The sequence below is a fragment of the Streptomyces sp. NPDC029292 genome, assembly GCF_055569295.1.
Map to the genome: position 1 here is coordinate 165,756 of NZ_JBVHXR010000020.1, position 17,686 is coordinate 183,441.

At 69.2% G+C, this 17,686-nt stretch carries 14 protein-coding genes and 1 pseudogene; 5 read left to right on the forward strand and 10 right to left on the reverse strand.

Features of this window, described 5'->3' with window-relative positions:
* Nucleotides 1-329: 329 nt before the first annotated feature.
* Nucleotides 330-1,805 (reverse strand): transcriptional repressor NsdA, encoded by a 1,476-nt coding sequence (nsdA, locus tag ACZ4WS_RS35925; protein ID WP_467987058.1) that lies wholly within the window; start codon nt 1,803-1,805, stop codon nt 330-332.
* A gap of 448 nt (nt 1,806-2,253) precedes the next feature.
* Here nsdA and ACZ4WS_RS35930 point away from each other — a divergent pair, with 448 nt between their 5' ends.
* A complete protein-coding gene (locus ACZ4WS_RS35930; RefSeq protein ID WP_467987059.1) occupies nt 2,254-2,916 on the forward strand; it encodes a bifunctional DNA primase/polymerase in 663 nt (220 codons plus the stop codon).
* Nucleotides 2,917-3,086: 170 nt separating this feature from the next.
* On the opposite strand, the gene ftsY is transcribed toward ACZ4WS_RS35930, so the two are convergent.
* Nucleotides 3,087-4,286, reverse strand: coding sequence for a signal recognition particle-docking protein FtsY (gene ftsY, locus ACZ4WS_RS35935; protein WP_467987060.1), 1,200 nt, complete (start codon nt 4,284-4,286; stop codon nt 3,087-3,089).
* 218 nt (nt 4,287-4,504) lie between these two features.
* On the opposite strand from ftsY, the pseudogene ACZ4WS_RS35940 reads away from it, so the two are divergent.
* Both ACZ4WS_RS35940 and ACZ4WS_RS35945 read left to right on the forward strand, forming a co-directional pair.
* Nucleotides 4,505-5,854, forward strand: a pseudogene (locus tag ACZ4WS_RS35940) (cytosine permease); the annotation flags it as partial.
* Between the two features lie 47 nt (nt 5,855-5,901).
* Nucleotides 5,902-6,882, forward strand: coding sequence for an LLM class flavin-dependent oxidoreductase (locus ACZ4WS_RS35945; RefSeq protein ID WP_467987061.1), 981 nt, complete (start codon nt 5,902-5,904; stop codon nt 6,880-6,882).
* 94 nt (nt 6,883-6,976) lie between these two features.
* On the opposite strand, the gene ACZ4WS_RS35950 is transcribed toward ACZ4WS_RS35945, so the two are convergent.
* The 4 genes from ACZ4WS_RS35950 to ACZ4WS_RS35965 all read right to left on the reverse strand — a co-directional run bounded on the left by ACZ4WS_RS35950 (nt 6,977) and on the right by ACZ4WS_RS35965 (nt 13,323).
* On the reverse strand, nt 6,977-8,395 hold the full coding sequence (locus ACZ4WS_RS35950; protein WP_467987063.1) for a sugar porter family MFS transporter: 1,419 nt from the start codon (nt 8,393-8,395) through the stop codon (nt 6,977-6,979).
* 250 nt (nt 8,396-8,645) lie between these two features.
* A complete protein-coding gene (smc, locus tag ACZ4WS_RS35955) occupies nt 8,646-12,248 on the reverse strand; it encodes a chromosome segregation protein SMC (RefSeq protein ID WP_467987064.1) in 3,603 nt (1,200 codons plus the stop codon).
* 209 nt (nt 12,249-12,457) lie between these two features.
* On the reverse strand, nt 12,458-12,661 hold the full coding sequence (locus tag ACZ4WS_RS35960) for a hypothetical protein (protein WP_389508887.1): 204 nt from the start codon (nt 12,659-12,661) through the stop codon (nt 12,458-12,460).
* 380 nt (nt 12,662-13,041) lie between these two features.
* Nucleotides 13,042-13,323, reverse strand: coding sequence for an acylphosphatase (locus ACZ4WS_RS35965; protein WP_467987065.1), 282 nt, complete (start codon nt 13,321-13,323; stop codon nt 13,042-13,044).
* A 154-nt stretch (nt 13,324-13,477) separates the two neighbouring features.
* On the opposite strand from ACZ4WS_RS35965, the gene ACZ4WS_RS35970 reads away from it, so the two are divergent.
* Together ACZ4WS_RS35970 and ACZ4WS_RS35975 are read left to right on the forward strand one after the other, a co-directional pair.
* Entirely contained in the window at nt 13,478-14,428 is a 951-nt protein-coding gene (locus tag ACZ4WS_RS35970) for a CAP domain-containing protein (RefSeq protein WP_467987067.1), read from the forward strand.
* A gap of 90 nt (nt 14,429-14,518) precedes the next feature.
* A complete protein-coding gene (locus ACZ4WS_RS35975; RefSeq protein WP_467987068.1) occupies nt 14,519-14,926 on the forward strand; it encodes a winged helix-turn-helix transcriptional regulator in 408 nt (135 codons plus the stop codon).
* A gap of 34 nt (nt 14,927-14,960) precedes the next feature.
* On the opposite strand, the gene mutM is transcribed toward ACZ4WS_RS35975, so the two are convergent.
* The 4 genes from mutM to ACZ4WS_RS35995 all read right to left on the reverse strand — a co-directional run bounded on the left by mutM (nt 14,961) and on the right by ACZ4WS_RS35995 (nt 17,671).
* On the reverse strand, nt 14,961-15,821 hold the full coding sequence (gene mutM / locus ACZ4WS_RS35980; protein ID WP_467987070.1) for a bifunctional DNA-formamidopyrimidine glycosylase/DNA-(apurinic or apyrimidinic site) lyase: 861 nt from the start codon (nt 15,819-15,821) through the stop codon (nt 14,961-14,963).
* Nucleotides 15,822-15,988: 167 nt separating this feature from the next.
* Nucleotides 15,989-16,828, reverse strand: coding sequence for a ribonuclease III (gene rnc / locus ACZ4WS_RS35985; protein ID WP_467987072.1), 840 nt, complete (start codon nt 16,826-16,828; stop codon nt 15,989-15,991).
* A 19-nt stretch (nt 16,829-16,847) separates the two neighbouring features.
* Nucleotides 16,848-17,021, reverse strand: a complete 174-nt coding sequence (rpmF, locus tag ACZ4WS_RS35990) for a 50S ribosomal protein L32 (RefSeq protein WP_006139588.1) — start codon at nt 17,019-17,021, stop codon at nt 16,848-16,850.
* Between the two features lie 2 nt (nt 17,022-17,023).
* Nucleotides 17,024-17,671, reverse strand: a complete 648-nt coding sequence (locus ACZ4WS_RS35995; RefSeq protein WP_467987115.1) for a YceD family protein — start codon at nt 17,669-17,671, stop codon at nt 17,024-17,026.
* Nucleotides 17,672-17,686 lie beyond the last annotated feature (15 nt).

Here is a 17,686-nt window from a genome sequence, read left to right on the forward strand (position 1 = left end):
CAGCGCGGTTTCGGTCGAAGCCCCTCGATGTTTCGCGCCAGTGACGAAGGCACCCTGCGTGTTACACGTCGATGAACTGCCGGATAGCGGTCGAGTCGATCGTTATCGTGACGCAATCTTCGATGATGGCAACCGCAACCATCAATTGAGGAACCCCTACGGCGACCAGCCAGGTCCGCGAGAGCGGCGCCGGTTTAGGCGCAAAAAGGGGCAAGTAAACCGGCCACGGCTGGTCGTCCGATGACCTGGCATGGGGGAGCCGAGTCGGGCAGTTCGGGACGACCGGCCGCGGCCGGGGTACTGGGCCGGGGCCGCTTCCGCGGCCCCGTTCAGACCGCCGAGGCGGTCTCGGGCAGGTCAACGGCGAGCTGGTCGGTGAGGTCGATGACCTCGGCGAGATCCCCGAAGTCGCGTGCCGCCGTGTCGACCGTCTTTCGGATACGAGTGTTCACGCGCTCGGAGCGCACCTTCTTGGCGATCGTCATGGCTTCCTTGGCCAGCACCGCGCTCCGCTCGGGCTCGCGCTGGAGGAGGTGCACGGTGGCCATGCCGATGAGGTTGAGTGCGTACGAACGCTGATGCTCGGAGTCCTTGCCGAAGCGGTCGACGGCCTCCTGCATCAGGGGCTCGGCCATGGACGCGTACGTGGGGCTGCGTCCGGCGACATAGGCGAGGTCACGGTAGGAGTGCGAGTTCTCGGCGTACAGCTCGGCCTTCGAGAAGAAGCGGATCCAGTCGGGGTCCGGATCGTCCCACTCATGGACGTCCCCGAAGGTGTCCTCGGCCATCCGGACGGCCCGCTTGCACTTTCCGGGCTGGCCCATGCTGGCGTAGGCGCGGGCCTCCATCGCATACAGCATCGACTGGGTGCGCGGGCTCGCGCAGTCACGGCTTCCGTACTGCGCGAGGTGGATGAGCTCCAGGGCGTCGTCGGGCCGTCCGAGGTGGATCATCTGGCGGCTCATGCTGGAGAGGACGTACGAGCCGAGCGGCTTGTCGCCCGCTTCCTTGGCGGCATGCAGGGCGAGCACGAAGTACTTCTGCGCGGTGGGCTGGAGCCCCACGTCGTAGCTCATCCAGCCCGCCAGTTCGGCCAGCTCGGCGGCGACCTTGAAGAGGCGTGTGTTGGTCGCCGCGGGCTGGGGCTCCTGGAGCAGGTCCGTCACCTCGTGCAGCTGGCCGACGACCGCCTTGCGGCGCAGGCCGCCACCGCACTGGGCGTCCCACTGCCGGAACATCACGGTGGTGGACTCCAGGAGGTCCAGCTCCGGCTTGGACAGGCGCCCGCCGCGGCGCATGGAGGCAGCGGGCTCGGGCTCCTCGCGGGGCGACGTGGGCGAGGGCACGAGCCAGCGCTGCATGGGCTCGATGAGGGCGGGGCCCGCGGAGAGGGCCAGCGAGCTGCCGAGGAAGCCGCGCCGGGCCAGCATCAGGTCGCTGCGCGAGTACTCGCTGATCAGTGCCACGGTCTGCGGGCCCGTCCAGGGCAGGTCGACACCGGACACGGACGGTGACTGATGGGCGGCGCGCAGGCCGAGGTCCTCGACGGCGACGACACAGCCGAACCGCTCGGAGAACAGCTCGGACAGGATCCGCGGGATCGGCTCGCGCGGGTTCTCCCCGTCCAGCCAGCGGCGCACCCGCGAGGTGTCCGTGGAGATGTGATTGGCCCCCAACTGGCGGGCCCTGCGGTTCACTTGACGTGCGAGCTCGCCCTTCGACCAGCCGCTGCGCACGAACCACGAGCCCAACAGCTCATTGGGGCGCTTGTCAGCGTTCGTCCCGCTTCCGCCGTTGCCGCCCACTGGAACGCCCCCATCCCTGAGACCACTTGCACGCTGCGTGCGCCCAAGCCCTATCAGAATGCCGGTAAATACGGCCGCGCGTCCGGCAGTTCTCACCCTTCGAACGGGAAGCCGACTTGCCCTTGGCATACCCACGAGTGCACACGTCCCCAGGACTCGTGTACTCAAAGTAACCCTACGATCACGCCTCCAGCCATGGCGATCCCGGAAACGCCACCATTCGCCACCCCTTCGAATGAACTGCGGGTGACCTCCGCGCGATTCACTTGACACGGAACAGCCGGGAGTGGGCGGAGCGGTGCGCACGGGGGCGCACGAAGCCGAGCGCACCACCCGGGGCACTACAGGGCGCCGTCTGTGATCGCGCAACACGGGGAAGTCGGGAACACAGGGTTACGTTCTGATTCCTTCACGTAACCACCGGTGCGTTGGACCCGTTGGAGGGGGCATGGGCTTCACGATCGGCAGTAGTCGGGGGATGCGCGAAATCCGGCCCGGCTCACGGCGCCGCGGCCGCTCGTCGGAGTGCACCGCCGTGGCCGAGTTCACCGGGCTGTGGGGCTGGGACGTGGTCCCCGGCGCCCGGGCCGCCGCGGGGGCGTGCTCGTGCGGCAGGTCCGACTGTCCCGCGCCGGGTGCGCATCCGCTGGACTTCGCTCCGGCGATCCCGGCCGGCGCCACACTCGACGAAGCGACCGAGGCCTGGGCCGAGTTCCCGGGTGCCGCGGTGATGCTGCCGGTGGGCCGCGCCTTCGACGTGATCGAGGTGGCCGAGCCCGCCGGGCGCCGCGCACTCGCCCGCCTCGAACGCATGGGGCTCCCCCTCGGACCGGTGACGGCGACCCCGGACGCCCGCGCCCACTTCTTCGTGGCTCCCGACTCCGCGGCCGAGCTCCCCGAGCTGCTCTACCGCATGGGCTGGGACGACGCGTCCCTGGACCTGCACGGCCTGGGCCCCGGTACGTACATCACGGCCCCGCCCTCCGATCGCGGCGGCCTCGGCCCGGTCCGCTGGCTGCGCTCCCCCGCCCTGGACTCGGCGACGAAGCCGCCGCAGGCTCGGTTGCTGCTGGGGACGCTGGCGTACGTGGCGCACAGGTCGCGCGCATAGACCTGCCGATACGGACGCGCAGAGACCTTCCGACAGAGACCTTCCGATACGGAAGAGCCCCACACCATCTGCACCATGGAGTGGGGCTCTTCCTCGTGTTCTTCCTTGCGCTCTTCCTTGCGCTCTCCCTCGGGCACGCAGGCGTCGCACGGCTCGTTCGGTACGAGCCGTCAGTCGCCGATAAGCGCATCCACGAACGCCTCAGGCTCGAACGGCGCCAGATCGTCCGCGCCCTCGCCCAGACCCACCAGCTTGACCGGCACGCCCAGCTCGCGCTGCACGGCGATGACGATGCCGCCCTTGGCGGTGCCGTCGAGCTTGGTCAGCACGATGCCGGTGATGTCCACGACCTCGGCGAAGACGCGCGCCTGAACGAGACCGTTCTGGCCGGTCGTGGCGTCGAGGACGAGCAGGATCTCGTCCAGCGGCGCGTGCTTCTCGACGACGCGCTTGACCTTGCCGAGCTCGTCCATGAGCCCGGTCTTGGTGTGGAGGCGTCCGGCGGTGTCGATGAGGACGGCGTCGGCGCCCTCCTCGATACCCTCCTTGACCGCGTCGAAGGCGATCGAGGCGGGGTCGCCGCCCTCGGGACCGCGCACGGTGCGGGCACCCACACGCTCGCCCCAGGTCTGCAGCTGGTCGGCGGCGGCGGCACGGAAGGTGTCGGCGGCACCGAGCACCACGTTCTTGCCGTCGGCGACGAGCACGCGCGCGAGCTTGCCGGTGGTGGTGGTCTTGCCGGTGCCGTTGACGCCGACGACCATCACGATGCCGGGAGTGTCGAGAGGCGAGTCGGTGTTGACCGCACGGTCGAACTCGGGGACGAGGAGCTGGAGCAGCTCCTCGCGCAGCAGGGTGCGCAGCTCGTCCGGGGTGCGGGTGCCGAGCACCTTCACGCGCTCGCGCAGCCGCTCGACCAGCTCCTGGGTGGGCTGCACGCCCACGTCGGCGGTGAGGAGCGTGTCCTCGATCTCCTCCCACGTGTCCTCGTCGAGGTGCTCGCGCGAGAGCAGCGTGAGCAGCCCCTTGCCGAGCGCGTTCTGTGAGCGGGAGAGCCTGGCGCGCAGGCGTACGAGACGCCCGGCGGTCGGCTCGGGGATCTCGATCTCGGGGGCGGCAGGGGGCTCCTCGACAGCGACGGGGGCTGCCGCCGAGCCCTCGGGGAGATCCACCTCCTCTATCGTGCGGCGCGGTTCTTCGCGCGGCGTCTCGGCCTCGTCGCCGACATGCGGCTCGGCCGGAGGGGCGGTGATGTCGGGGGCGGCGGGGGGCGGCGGGGGCAGCTTCCGCTTGCGACTGCCGATGACGAGCCCGCCGAGCGCGCCGATCACGACCACGGCGATGACTACAGCAAGGATGACGGTTTCCATAACGCGTCCAGTATGCGTGACCTCGCGCCCGGCCAGTCGTTGTCCGTGTGGGGCTGCGTGCCCCGCGGGCCGGGCTGGTCCGCCGCCCGGCCACGCGTCGGCGGGAAGCCTTGAAGGCGGAGTCACAACGCTCCCCAGTATCGCTTCAGAGGGGTGCGTCGGGTGCGCGCAGCGTACCCAGGGCGTGTCACGGCCCATACCGTGGACCGTGACACGCCCTCGCCGCCAATATCAACGTCTCGCTGACCATGGGCGCGGCCTTGGCCGTCTCCTACGGACTCAACTTCTGGCAGGCCCTGGTCGTCGGCGTCGCGGCGCCGATCGTGTCGTACGGGCTGGTCGGACTGATAGGCATCGCGGGCAAGCGCGGCGGCGCCCCCGGCATGGCCCTGTCCCGCGCGGTCTTCGGCCAGCGCGGGAATCTCCTCCCCGGCTCGCTGATCTGGATCGCCCGCTGGGGCTGGGAGACGATCAACGCGGTGACCGGCGCCTACGCGCTGCTCACCGTGCTGAACATCCTCTTCGGCATCAAAAGCAACACGTTCCTGATCATCGCGACGCTGCTGCTCTTCGTCATCACGACGTTCGCGATCTCGGGCCTCGGCATCAACGCCGTCCAGAAGTGCAACAAGTGGGCGACGTATCTCTTCGGCGGCTTCTCGGTGCTTGTCCTCGGCTATCTGATCGTGGACACGGACTGGAGCAAGGTCTTCGGGCAGTCGGCGGGGTCGGCGTCCTCGATGATCACGGGCGCCGGACTGATCGCCGCGGGCGGCATCAGCTGGGTGCCGTCGTCTCCGGACTTCACGCGCTACCTGCCGCGTACGGCGTCGTCCGCGGCGATCGTGCGCAACTCCGTCGGCGGCGCCGGCATCGTCGTACTGCCCATGGTCATGATGGGCGCGGTCATGGCGGTCTCCACGCCGGACCTCGCCTCGGCCGCTGACCCGGTCTCCTTCCTCGGCGCGATCCTGCCGCTGTGGATCGCGGTCCCGTACCTGCTCATCGCCCTGGTCGGCATGCTGCTGATCAACTCGATGTCGATGTACTCGGCGGGCTTCACCGCGCAGACGCTCGGCTTCAAGGTGCCGCGCCACTGGGCGGTCTCGGTCAACGCCGTGATCTCACTGGCGTTCGGCGGCGTCCTGATGCTGGTCGCCACCTCCTTCATGGGCTCGTTCATCGCCTTCCTGTCGCTGCTCGCCATCGCCTTCTCGGCATGGGTGGGCGTCTTCGGCGCGGACATGCTGCGCCGCACGGAGTACGACGCCGAGGCCCTGCTCGACACCACGCGCACCAGCGCCTATTGGTACCGGGGCGGTTTCAGCCCGGCCGCGGTGGCGGCATGGGCGGCGGGCCTGGGCAGCGGACTGCTGTTCACGACGTCCGACTGGTTCACGGGACCGCTGGCGGCGGGCAACCCCATCGGCGAGTACGGCCTCGGCTGGGTGGCGACGATCGCGGTCTCCTTCGTGTTGTACGTCGTCCTGCCGAAGCCCGCGGTAGTCGCGCCCGAGCAAGCCGAGCAGGCCGAGCCCCTCAAAGAGCCCGCGACTATGGCCGTCTGACGCACCGTCAGCTACCGTCCCACTCCACACATGAAGGGGGGCTCCCGATGCCCGTAACGGTCGTACGCTTCAACCTCGTTGACCCCGACGCCACCCCCGCGTCGCTGAGTGCCCGCTACAAGGCGGCGGTGGAGATGGCCGCGTACGCCGACGACCGCGGGATCACCACCGTGCAGACCGAGGAGCACCACGGCGTCGCCAACAACTGGCTGCCCTCGCCGTTCGCCTTCGCGGGCGCGGTCTTCGGGGCGACCCGGCGCATCGCGGTCACCGTCTCGGCGGTGATCGGCCCGCTGCACGATCCGCTGCGCCTCGCCGAGGACATCGCCGTACTCGATCTGCTCAGCGGCGGACGGCTGGTGACCGTGGCGGGAATCGGCTACCGGCCCGAGGAGTACGCCCTCTTCGACGTCGACTGGAAGCGGCGCGGCAAGCTCCAGGACGAGCTCCTGGAGACGGTGCTGAAGGCGTGGACCGGCGAGGAGTTCGCATACCGGGGCCGCACGGTACGGGTCACCCCGCGCCCGTTCTCGGATCCGCACCCCCTGCTGCTGGTCGGCGGTTCGTCCCAGGCCGCGGCCCGTCGCGCGGCCCGGCTCGGACTGCCGTTCTTCCCCAGCGCGCATCTGCCGGAGCTGGAGGCGTACTACAAGGAGCGGCTCATCGAGTACGGCACCGAGGGCTGGACCATGATGCCCGCGGCCGAGACTCCGCTGCTGCACATCGCCGAGGACCCGGACCGGGCCTGGGCCGAGTACGGCGGGCACTTCCTGCACGAGGCGCGGACGTACGCCTCCTGGCAGTCCGGTGACATCCGCTCGGCGGTGAAGTCGGCGGCCACGACGGTCGACGAGCTGCGCGCCGAGGGCGTCTACCGGATCCTCACGCCCGACGCGTGCGTGGCGCAGGGCCTGGACAACTACGTGCTGCACCCGCTGTCCGGCGGGATGCCCGTCGACGAGGGCTGGCGCAGTCTGCACCTGTTCTGCGAAAACGTACTGCCCCGGCTCGAAGACCTCGAAGGCTGAGCCGGGGCAGTACGTCTCTTACGAGTACGAGGAGAGGGGCAGCGGGGACTTGGCCCTTCTCCCCGAGTTTCGGGGGACCCTTTTCTACGGGGGTCTAGCCCATCTCCTCCAGCGTCTTGCCCTTCGTCTCCTTGACAAACTTGAGCACGAAGGGGATGGAGAGCGCGGCGAAGATCGTGTAGATCACGTAGGTCGCGGAGAGGTTCCAGTCGGCCAGCGACGGGAAGCTCGCGGTGATGGCCCAGTTGGCGATCCACTGCGCGGAGGCGGCGACGCCCAGCGCGGCGGCGCGGATCTTGTTCGGGAACATCTCGCCGAGGAAGACCCAGACCACGACACCCCAGGAGAGGGCGAAGAAGAGGACGAAGACGTGCGCGGCGATCAGGGCGGTCCAGCCCTGGGCGGCCGGCAGCTTGCCGTCGACGAGGTCGAACGAGAACGCCCAGGCCTCGAGGCCGAGACCGATGACCATGCCCACGGAACCGATGAGCGCGAGCGGCTTACGGCCGATCCGGTCGACGAAGATCATGGCGATCACTGTGCCGATGATGTTGATGATCGACGTGGTGAACGAGTAGAGGAACGAGTCCGTCGGGTCGACACCGACCGACTGCCACAGCGTCGAGGAGTAGTAGAACGCGACGTTGATGCCGACGAACTGCTGGAACACCGAGAGACCGATACCGACCCAGACGATCGGCTTGAAGAAGAAGCTGCCGCCGAGCAGGTCCTTGAAGGTCGACTTGTGCTCGCTCTTCATCGCGTGCTCGATCTCCAGCACACGGGCGTCCAGGTTGACCTTCTCTCCCTCGACCTCCCGGAGCACCTGACGGGCCCGCTCGTCCTTGCCCACGGAGATCAGGAAGCGCGGCGACTCGGGGATCGCGAACGAGAGCAGACCGTAGAGGATGGCCGGGATGACCATCACGCCGAGCATGACCTGCCAGGCCTCGAGGCCGAGGAGCTTGCCGCGCTGGTCGCCGCCGGCGGCGTTCAGGATGCCCCAGTTGACCAGCTGCGAGATGGCGATGCCGATGACGATCGCGGCCTGCTGGAAGGAGCCGAGGCGTCCGCGGTACGCGGCCGGGGAGACCTCGGCGATGTAGGCGGGGCCGATGACGGAGGCCATGCCGATGGCGAAACCGCCGATGATGCGCCAGAAGGCGAGGTCCCACAGCGCGAAGGGCAGTGCCGAACCGACGGCGCTGACCGTGAAGAGGACGGCGGAGATCTGCATGCAGCGGATGCGGCCGATGCGGTCGGCTATGCGACCCGCGGTCGCGGCGCCGATGGCACAGCCGATCAGCGCGATGGCGATGACCTGTGCCAGGGTCGCGGAGCCGATGTCGTAGCGGCTTCGGATGGCTTCGACGGCGCCGTTGATCACGGCACTGTCGTAGCCGAAGAGGAAACCGCCCATCGCGGCCGCCGCCGCGATGAAGATGACATGGCCGAGATGCTCGGGATGAGCGTCCCGGGCTCCGGATTGAGGTGCCTGCGCTGTGCTGGTCACGTGTAACTCCTCGGGCCACCGGCCTCGCTGCCGGGGGGTGGGGGCAAGCCCTTCAGTGATGGTTCCAGTGGCGCACACCTACACGCCGCCCACCACCTGAAGGTAAAAGCAACGTTGCAGAGACTATGCCTTCAAGTTTCGAAGTCAATAGCGTCTCTCTGTGAATTTTGACCGCAGGAGTGTCGCGCTTGTGTTCAAGAGTTGAAGCTACCTGGAAGTGCAGGTGGAGACCCGTGCGACCTACATGCATCTAGCGCAGCCGCTGGCTGATGACCTTCGACACACCGTCGCCCTGCATGGAGACGCCGTACAACGCGTCGGCGACCTCCATCGTGCGCTTCTGGTGCGTGATCACGATCAGCTGCGAGGCCTCCTGCAGCTCCTGCATGATCCGGATCAGCCGCTGCAGGTTGGTGTCGTCGAGCGCCGCCTCGACCTCGTCCATCACATAGAACGGGCTGGGCCGCGCCTTGAAGATGGACACGAGCAGCGCGACGGCGGTCAGCGACCGCTCGCCGCCGGAGAGCAGGGACAGCCGCTTGACCTTCTTGCCGGGGGGCCGCGCCTCGACATCCACACCCGTGGTGAGCATATTGTCGGGATCGGTCAGGATCAGCCGCCCCTCACCACCCGGGAACAGCCGGCTGAAGACCCCCTCGAATTCCCGGGCCGTGTCCCGGTACGCCTCGGTGAAGACCTGCTCGACGCGCTCGTCGACCTCCTTCACCACCTGAAGGAGGTCGGCGCGCGTCTTCTTGAGGTCCTCCAGCTGCTCACTGAGGAACTTGTGGCGCTCCTCCAGCGCGGAGAACTCCTCCAGCGCGAGCGGGTTGACCTTCCCGAGCTGCTGATACGCCCGTTCGGCTGACCTGAGCCGCTTCTCCTGCTCGGCGCGGTGGAACTGGCGGGGCTGGTTGCGCGGGTGCTCCGGGTCCTCGGGCAGCTCCTCGCCCTCGGCGGGCAGCGAGGGCGGCACGAGCTGATCGGGCCCGTAGTCCGCGACAAGGCCTGCCGGTTCCACACCCAGCTCTTCCAGCGCCTTCGACTCCAGCTGCTCGATGCGCAGCCGCTTCTCGGCGCCGAGTACTTCGCCGCGGTGCACCGAGTCCGTGAGTTTGTCGAGCTCGGCCTTGAGGTCGCGGCCTTCGTTGCGCGCGACGCCGAGGGCCTGCTCCCTGTGCGCCTTGGCGTTCTCTGCGGCGGCCCGCTCCTCCTCGGCCCTGGCCAGCGAGACCTCGACATGCGCGAGCAGCTGCCGCGCGCCGGAGGCGACGGCCTCGGCGACCGCCGCTTCGTGCCGCAGCCGGGCCCGCCGCTGCTCGGCACGCGCGCGTGCCTCACGTTCGGACCGCGCGGCCCGGTCGAGTCCGTCGGCCCGCCCGGCGAGCCCCTTGACCCGCTCCTCGTGCGTACGCACCTGGAGCCGGGCCTCCATCTCGGTCTGCCGCGCGTTGGCGCCGTCGGCGGCGAGCCGGTCGCGCACGGAGGTGTCGGGCTCCTCCTCGACGGGCATCTCCTCGGCCACGGCGAGCCGCTCGGCCAGCTCCTCCGCCTCCTCGACGGCCCGGTCGAGCGCCTCCTGCGCCCGCGCGGCAGCGGCGGTACTCCGCTCGGCCTCCCCGGCTGCCCCTCGCGCCTGCCCGGCCAGCCGCCCCAACTGCTGTGCCACGGACGACTTCTCGCGCTCGGCGGCCCGCCGCCGCTCCCCCAACTCCTCGACGAGCGCGGCCCGTTCCTTCTTCTGCTCGGCGGCAACCTGCTGCGCCTCGCCCAGCTCCTCGCACCGCACACCCAGCTCTTCGAGCTCCGCCGCCGCCTCGTCGACCGACGCCTGCACTTCGAGCAGACTCGGCGCTCCGGCGGATCCACCGTGCGCGAAGTGGGCGCCCAGCAGGTCCCCTTCGGCGGTGACAGCGGTCAGCTCCGGCCGCGCGTAGACGAGATCCTCGGCGTCCTCCAGGGTGCCGACGACGACGATCCCGCGCAGCAGCCGCCGTACGGCGGGCATGAGGTCGGCGGGACCTCGGACGAGGTCGGCGGCGTACGGCGGTCCGTCGTGCCGCGCTTGAGACGGCAGGACGTCGGAGGCACGGTGGGCGGCGGTCGGCGGTTCGTCCGCTCCCCATTCTTCCGGCGCTCCCGCCAGCAGCAACGCTGCCCGCCCCGCGTCCTGCTTGCGCAGCAGGCGGATCGCGTCCGCCGCCGAGGCGGGGGTCGTCACGGCGATGGCGTCCGCCGCCGCGCCGAAGGCGGCGGCCAGCGGGACCTCGAAGCCGGGCGTGACCGACAGCAGTTCGGCGGCGGGCCCGAGCAGTCCCGTCAGCCGGTCCTTCGCCCCGAGCAGCGCCCCCGTGCCGTCCTTGCGGCGCAGCCCGAGAGCGAGTGCCTCGTGGCGGGCCTGGGTGGCGGCGCGCTTGCGCTCCGCCGCGGTGGCCGCCTCGCGGGCCGCGGTCAGCGCGGCCTCCGCCTCGGCGAGAGCACGCCTGGCCGCCTCGTGCTGTTCGCCCAGTTCCTCGTCTCCGGCGTCCAAGCCGTCGACCTCGGCCTTGAGGGCCTCGTACTCCTCCTGGGCCGCGACCGCCCGCTCCTGCGCCTCGTCGCGCGCGGAGGCGAGTCGGTCGATCTCGGCCTGGGCGGACGCGGCACGCGAACGGGCCGCGTTGACCTGGCCGTTGAGCCGGGCCAGGCCCTCGCGGCGGTCGGCGATGGCGCGGGCCACGTCCTTGAGCCGGCGCTCCTCGACGGCGAGCTCGCGCTCCAGCTCGGCGCGGTGCGCGACGGTGTCCTCAAGGGCGTGCTCGGCCGCCTCCAGGGCCGCTTCGAGCTCGGCCTCCTGCTCGCGAATCCGCGCGGCCTCGCGCTCCATGTCCTCGGGCTCGCGTCCTCGCCGTTCCTCGGCGGGCACCGAGGTGGCGCTCTTCACGCGCGCGTCGGCCAGCGAGACCGTGCCGCGCACCCGTTCGGCGAGCTGCGAGAGCTCGTACCAGGTCTGCTGGGCGCGCTGAAGCCGGGGGGTGAGCCGGCGGACCTCGTCCTCCAGGAGAGCCTCTCGCTGGAGCGCCCTCTTCAGCTCGGCCTCGGCGGTCTCCTTGCGTTCCTTGAGCGCGGCCTCGTCGGCGATCTCGGTCTGGAGCGCCCCACGAAGCCGTACGAGATCGTCGGCGAGGAGGCGCAGACGGGCGTCGCGCAGGTCGGCCTGGATGACGGCGGCGCGGCGCGCGACGGCGGCCTGCCGTCCGAGCGGCTTCAACTGCCGCCGCAGTTCGTCCGTGAGGTCCTGGACGCGGGCCAGGTTCGCCTGCATCGCGTCCAGCTTCCGCAGCGCCTTCTCCTTGCGCTTGCGGTGCTTGAGAACGCCCGCGGCCTCCTCGATGAAGGCGCGGCGGCCCATCGGATCGGCGTGCAGGACGGAGTCGAGCTGGCCCTGGCCGACGATGACATGCATCTCACGGCCGATGCCGGAGTCGGACAACAACTCCTGAATATCCAGCAATCGGCACGTATCGCCGTTGATCTGGTACTCGCTGCCGCCGTTGCGGAACATGATCCGCGTGATGGTGACTTCGGCGTACTCGATGGGCAGCGCCCCGTCGGAGTTGTCGATGGTCAGGGACACCTCGGCGCGGCCCAGCGGCGGCCGCCCGGTGGTGCCGGCGAAGATGACGTCCTCCATCTTGCCGCCGCGCAGCGACTTGGCCCCCTGCTCGCCCATGACCCAGCTCAGCGCGTCCACGACATTGGACTTGCCCGAACCGTTGGGACCCACGACACAGGTGATGCCCGGCTCGAAGCGCAGCGTGGTCGCCGAGGCGAACGATTTGAACCCGCGCAGGGTCAGGGCCTTGAGGTGCACGCCGCTGGACTCTACCTTTCGGGCCGGTCTCACTCCATGAACGCGCGGTTTCACCCATGAACGTGCAGGGCACACCAGACGTTAAAGAGAGTGGAAGAGTGCACGGGGGAAAGAAAGAAGGGACGCCGGAGAGGCGTCCCTTGCAAATCTGACAACTTAGCGGTTGATACGGGCAGCCCAACCACTGCTGTCGTAGTGCGGTGCAGTGATCAGGTGAGCGCAGGCTCCGCCTGGGGTACGTCGATGCTCTCGAGAAGCGATTCGTGAGAAGCGGCAGCCGCGAGCGCGTCGTTCTCGGCCTGAATCCGTACGAGCTCGGATTCGAGGTCCTGTACGCGCTGCTGGAGCCGTCGCATCTCGGCAATGAGTCGCGGGTCGGAACCGCCGACGTAACCGAGAAGCGCCTTTGCCATGATGGATGGTCCTCCACACTGAGTGACCGACCGAAGCGGTGTGGGTCGTGAGGGAATCGCACCCGCAATGCTTGACACTCTTAAGTTCTTGCTGCCGTTCTACATGCCAAACAGCTAAGGTGCGCGGGGCTTTCAGCGTCTCACCAAAAAGTTTGACGGTCAACACGATCACGCCCCGTATTGGCAGGCAACCCGGGGGCGCGCGGCCCTGAGAGGGCGGCGCTGCGACTCCTGCGGGGCCCTGAGGGCGTGGAGATCATCCTTATCTCGCGAGCCTGCCACGACTGGCCGTTCTTGGCAACCACCAGGCCATTTCTGCTTCCGGCAAGTGCCATTGGCATGCCATTCCGCTTCCACCCGGGCCGTTGCCGCCGTCGCCGTCAGCGGATGGCGAAGTCGTCGTAGATCCCGCGAGGCGTGTCCCAGATCTCAGTGACTCCGTCTACACGCCCGGGTGTGTCGTCCCCCTGGAGCCAGTCGAGCAGGGTCTGGCATCCGGACCGAGGGCCCTCCGCGACCACCTGGACCCGTCCGTCGTCCAAATTGAGAGCAAAACCACTCAGCCCTCCGATCTCCAATGCCTTGGCCCGCGTGAACCAGCGGAAACCCACGCCCTGGACCCGCCCACGCACCCAGACGACCACCCGTACAACCTCGTTCATGGGTGCACGCTAACCGGACAATGTCTCTCGGAGCACTTCCTCCCCTTACGGCATGGGGTACCGTCCCGACCCAATGAGTCTCATATGAAACTCACTCTTTCGAGTGATGTTCGACTGAGAATCGCCGACCGCGAGATCGAGGAAGGCCCAGGAGATGGGACGCCACCGACGCGCCGCCGCCGGCCGCGCCGCCACAGGCCGCGCCACCGGGGCCGCAGATACCCGCAGGGTCCGCACGGACGACAACGGTCCCTACGGTCCGGAGAACCTGTACGGCTACGCAGCCGTCGCCGACCTCCCCAGCGGTGCCCGTTCGCACCGCAAGAGGAAGGGCGCGACGCCCGTGCGCACCGGCCTGCTCGGAGTCTCGGCGGCCGTGGCCCTGGGCACCGTCGCCGTGGCGACCGGTGTGCTGCCCGGCAGTGACAACTACTCGCTCGGCGGCGGCAGCTCCGACAAGGTGCAGGCCGCGAGCTCCCCGTCCAGCCTGGAGACCCAGCAGGGCGGCACCTCGGGCACCGCGGACGCCCGCGACGACGACACGTCGACGAGCCGCGACGCGGAACGCTCCACCTCGCCCTCCGCCGCTCCTTCGACTTCGACGTCGTCCGCCGCGCCGACGACGACTCCTTCGAAGGAGCCCACCGCCAAGCCCAGCAAGACCAAGGAGCCCAAGAAGCCCGCCACGAAGGCGCCGAAGACCACCGCCCCGGTGACGGTGTCCAACGAGGCCGCGGCCGAGGCCGAGGTGCTCAAGCTGGTCAACGTGGAACGGGCCAAGGTGGGCTGCAGCCCGGTGGCGGCCAACAGCGCCCTGACGGACCTCGCCCAGGCCTTCAGCGAGGACATGGACGCGCGCGACTTCTTCGACCACACCGACCCGGGCGGGCTCAGCCCCTGGGACCGGGCGGCGAAGGCCGGGATCACCAGCCTGGGCGGCGAGAACATAGCCCGCGGCCAGGCCTCCCCCGAGGCGGTCATGGAAGCCTGGATGAACAGCCCCGGGCACCGCGCCAACATACTGAACTGCGACTTCAAGACCCTCGGCGTCGGAGCCCAGTTCGGCTCGGGCGGCCCCTGGTGGACGCAGGACTTCGGCTACTAGCCACTGCGGCTCCGCCGACCGGTTCAAGGTGCACTAACTGCCAGTTAGTGCACCTTTCTGGTTAGCGCTGCGTCAGAGTATGGTGAATCCATGCCAGCCACCGTGCAGACCACCGAGAGCGGTGAGTGTCAGGACCTCGCGTACGACGTGTTCGCCCGGAGCTGCCCGTCCCGGGGCACGCTGGAGCACGTCACCGGACGCTGGGGCGCGCTGACGCTCGGGGCGCTGTACGACGGCACGTTCCGCTTCAACGCGCTGCGCCGCCGCGTCGACGGCGTCAGCGAGAAGATGCTCTCCCAGACACTGCAGGCGCTGGAGCGCGACGGCCTGGTGCACCGCGACGCACAGCCCACGAACCCGCCGCGCGTCGACTACTCGCTCACGCCGCTCGGCCGCGAGGTCTCCGAGTGCCTGCTGACCCTCATCCGCTTCATGGAGGGCCGCATGGACGACGTCCTGGAGGCCCGCGAGCGCTACGACGCGACGCGTGCACGCTGACGAGCGCTTGACTACGGCGTTGACGCGCGGCTGACTACGGCGTCACGCGCGGCGCCCGCTGGCAGCGCGGGCAGAAGTAGCTGGACCGGTTCATCCAGGCGCGCCGCCGTATCGGCGTTCCGCACCGGCGGCAGGGCTCGCCCTCGCGCCCGTACGCGTCGAGCGAGCGGTCGAAGTAGCCCGACTCCCCGTTGACGTTGACGTACAGGCTGTCGAAGCTGGTGCCGCCGGCGGCGAGGGCGTCATTCATGACGTCGCGGATGTGGCCGAGGAGTTCGGCGGTGCGCGGCCGGGTGAAGGAACCCGTAGGGCGTTCATAGTGCAGCTTGGAGCGCCAGAGCGCCTCGTCCGCGTAGATGTTGCCGACGCCGCTGATCAGCGACTGGTCGAGCAGGGCGCGCTTGATCGTCGTACGGCGGGCGCGCAGCGCCGTGTGGAACGCGGCGTCGTCGAAGAGGGGGTCGAGCGGGTCGCGAGCGATGTGCGCGATGACGTCCGGCAGGCCGTCCGGGGTGTTCTCGTGCAGGGAGAGCCCGCCGAAGGTGCGCTGGTCGACGAAACGGAGTTCGGTGCCTTGGTCGTCCTCGAAGCGGATGCGGATGCGCAGGTGCTTCTCGTCCGGGGCGTCCTCCGGCTGCACCAGGAGCTGGCCGCTCATGCCCAGGTGCGCGAGCACGGAGTACGGGGAGTCGTCGAGGGGCAGCCACAGATACTTGCCGCGGCGCCGAGCCTCTCCCACGCGCTGCCCCGCGAGCGCCTTCGCGAAGCCGTCGGGCCCCGCCAGGTGCCGCCGCACGGCGCGCGGGTGCAGTACCTCGACCGTTTTCACGACTCGCCCGCTGACCCAGCGCTCCAAGCCCCGCCGCACGACTTCGACCTCGGGCAACTCGGGCACGGTGCTCCTCCGGAGGGGCTGGTATGGGGGGCCGCCCGCAGCGTACCCCGTGCCCAAGTGGTCGTGAAAAGGCGAACCCCGCCGCAGCGCAGGCGCGTTGCGACGGGGTTCGCTTACTTCGTTTACTTCTTACTTCGCTTACTTCGGTTACTGCGGTTGCGAAGGAATCAGGCCGTGGCCGGATCGCTCGTCGGAGCCGAGGGGGTATCGGCGGTCCCCTCGGCGGCCTGAGCCGCCTGCTCCTCGGCGGCCTTGGCCGCCTCGGCGCGTTCGTCCGCGGCGGAGCGGATCGCACGCCACGCGGACTCCGCGGCCTGCTGCTCCGCTTCCTTCTTGCTGCGGCCGGTGCCGGTGCCGTACGAGACGCCTCCGACGCGGGCGGCAGCAGTAAAGGTCTTCTCGTGATCCGGGCCGGTCTCCGAGACCAGGTACTCGGGCACGCCGAGCCCCTCGGTCGCGGTGAGCTCCTGGAGACTGGTCTTCCAGTCCAGGCCCGCACCCAGATTCGACGACTTCTCGATCAGCGGATCGAAGAGCCGGTGGACGAGTTCGCCCGCCGCTTCCAGACCCTGGTCGAGATAGACCGCGCCGATCACCGCTTCAAGGGTGTCGGCGAGGATGGATGCCTTGTCCCGGCCTCCCGTGCCTTCCTCGCCCCGGCCGAGCCGGATGAAGGAGCCGAGTTCGAGCCCGCGGCCCACCTCCGCCAGCGCACGCGAGTTGACCACCGCGGCCCGCAGCTTGGCCAGTTGGCCTTCTGGGAGGTCGGGGTGGGTCTTGTACAGCGTGTCCGTGACCACGAGGCCGAGCACGGAGTCCCCGAGGAACTCCAGCCGCTCGTTGGTCGGCAGACCGCCGTTCTCGTACGCGTACGAACGGTGGGTCAGCGCACGCACCAGAAGGGCGGACTCGAGCTTGTACCCGAGCCGCCCTTCCAGAAGCGTGTGGGACGAGGCTGTGTTGTCCGCCTTTTTCTTGGCGTTTGATTCCGCCTTGGCGTCAGACATCAGACCTCTCACCAGCCGCTCAGACCTCGAGGACCTGGCGCTTGTTGTAGGTGCCGCAAGCGGGGCACGCGATGTGCTGCAGCTTGGGCTCGTGGCAGCGCTCGCACGCAACCAGGGTGGGGACCGCAGCCTTCCACTGCGACCGGCGGTGGCGCGTGTTGCTGCGCGACATCTTCCGCTTCGGAACAGCCACGGCTACTTCTCCTGCTTCTTGGCGGCGCGTGCTGACTTGGGCGCTTCGCCGCTCATCTCGTCCTTCTCGCCATCTTCGAGTGAACCGGCGAGTCCCTGCAGTGCCGCCCAACGGATGTCGACGGCGTCATGGTGGTGGTCCGGGTCGTCCGCAAGGCGTGCTCCGCACTCGGAGCACAGACCCGGGCAGTCTTCCTGGCACACCGGCTGCATCGGCAGTGCGAGCACCACCGCATCACGCAGCACGGCTTCGAGGTCGAACAAGCCGTCCTCGATGAAGAGCCTGTCCTCGTCTTCCTCGGCGTCGTCGGCCGGCTCCGCTTTCACACGGCCCCGGTCATCGGCGTCAGGGTACGAGAACATCTCCTGGAAGTCCGCTTCGAGCTCCTGCTCAAGCGGCTCCAGACACCTTACGCACTCCCCCTTGGCCCGTGCACGGGCGGTGCCTGTGACAAGCACCCCTTCCATGACCGACTCGAGCCTGAGGTCAAGCTCCATCGGGGCGCCTTCCGGCACTCCGATGACTCCTTGGATCCCGAGATCCTTGGGGGCGTCGATCGTGCGGGTCAGGCGCTGGAGCGCACCAGGACGCCGCCCCAGCTCGTGTGTGTCGAACACGAGAGGGTTGCGGTGGTCGAGGTGGGTGTTCAGAGCCGTTCCTGCTTT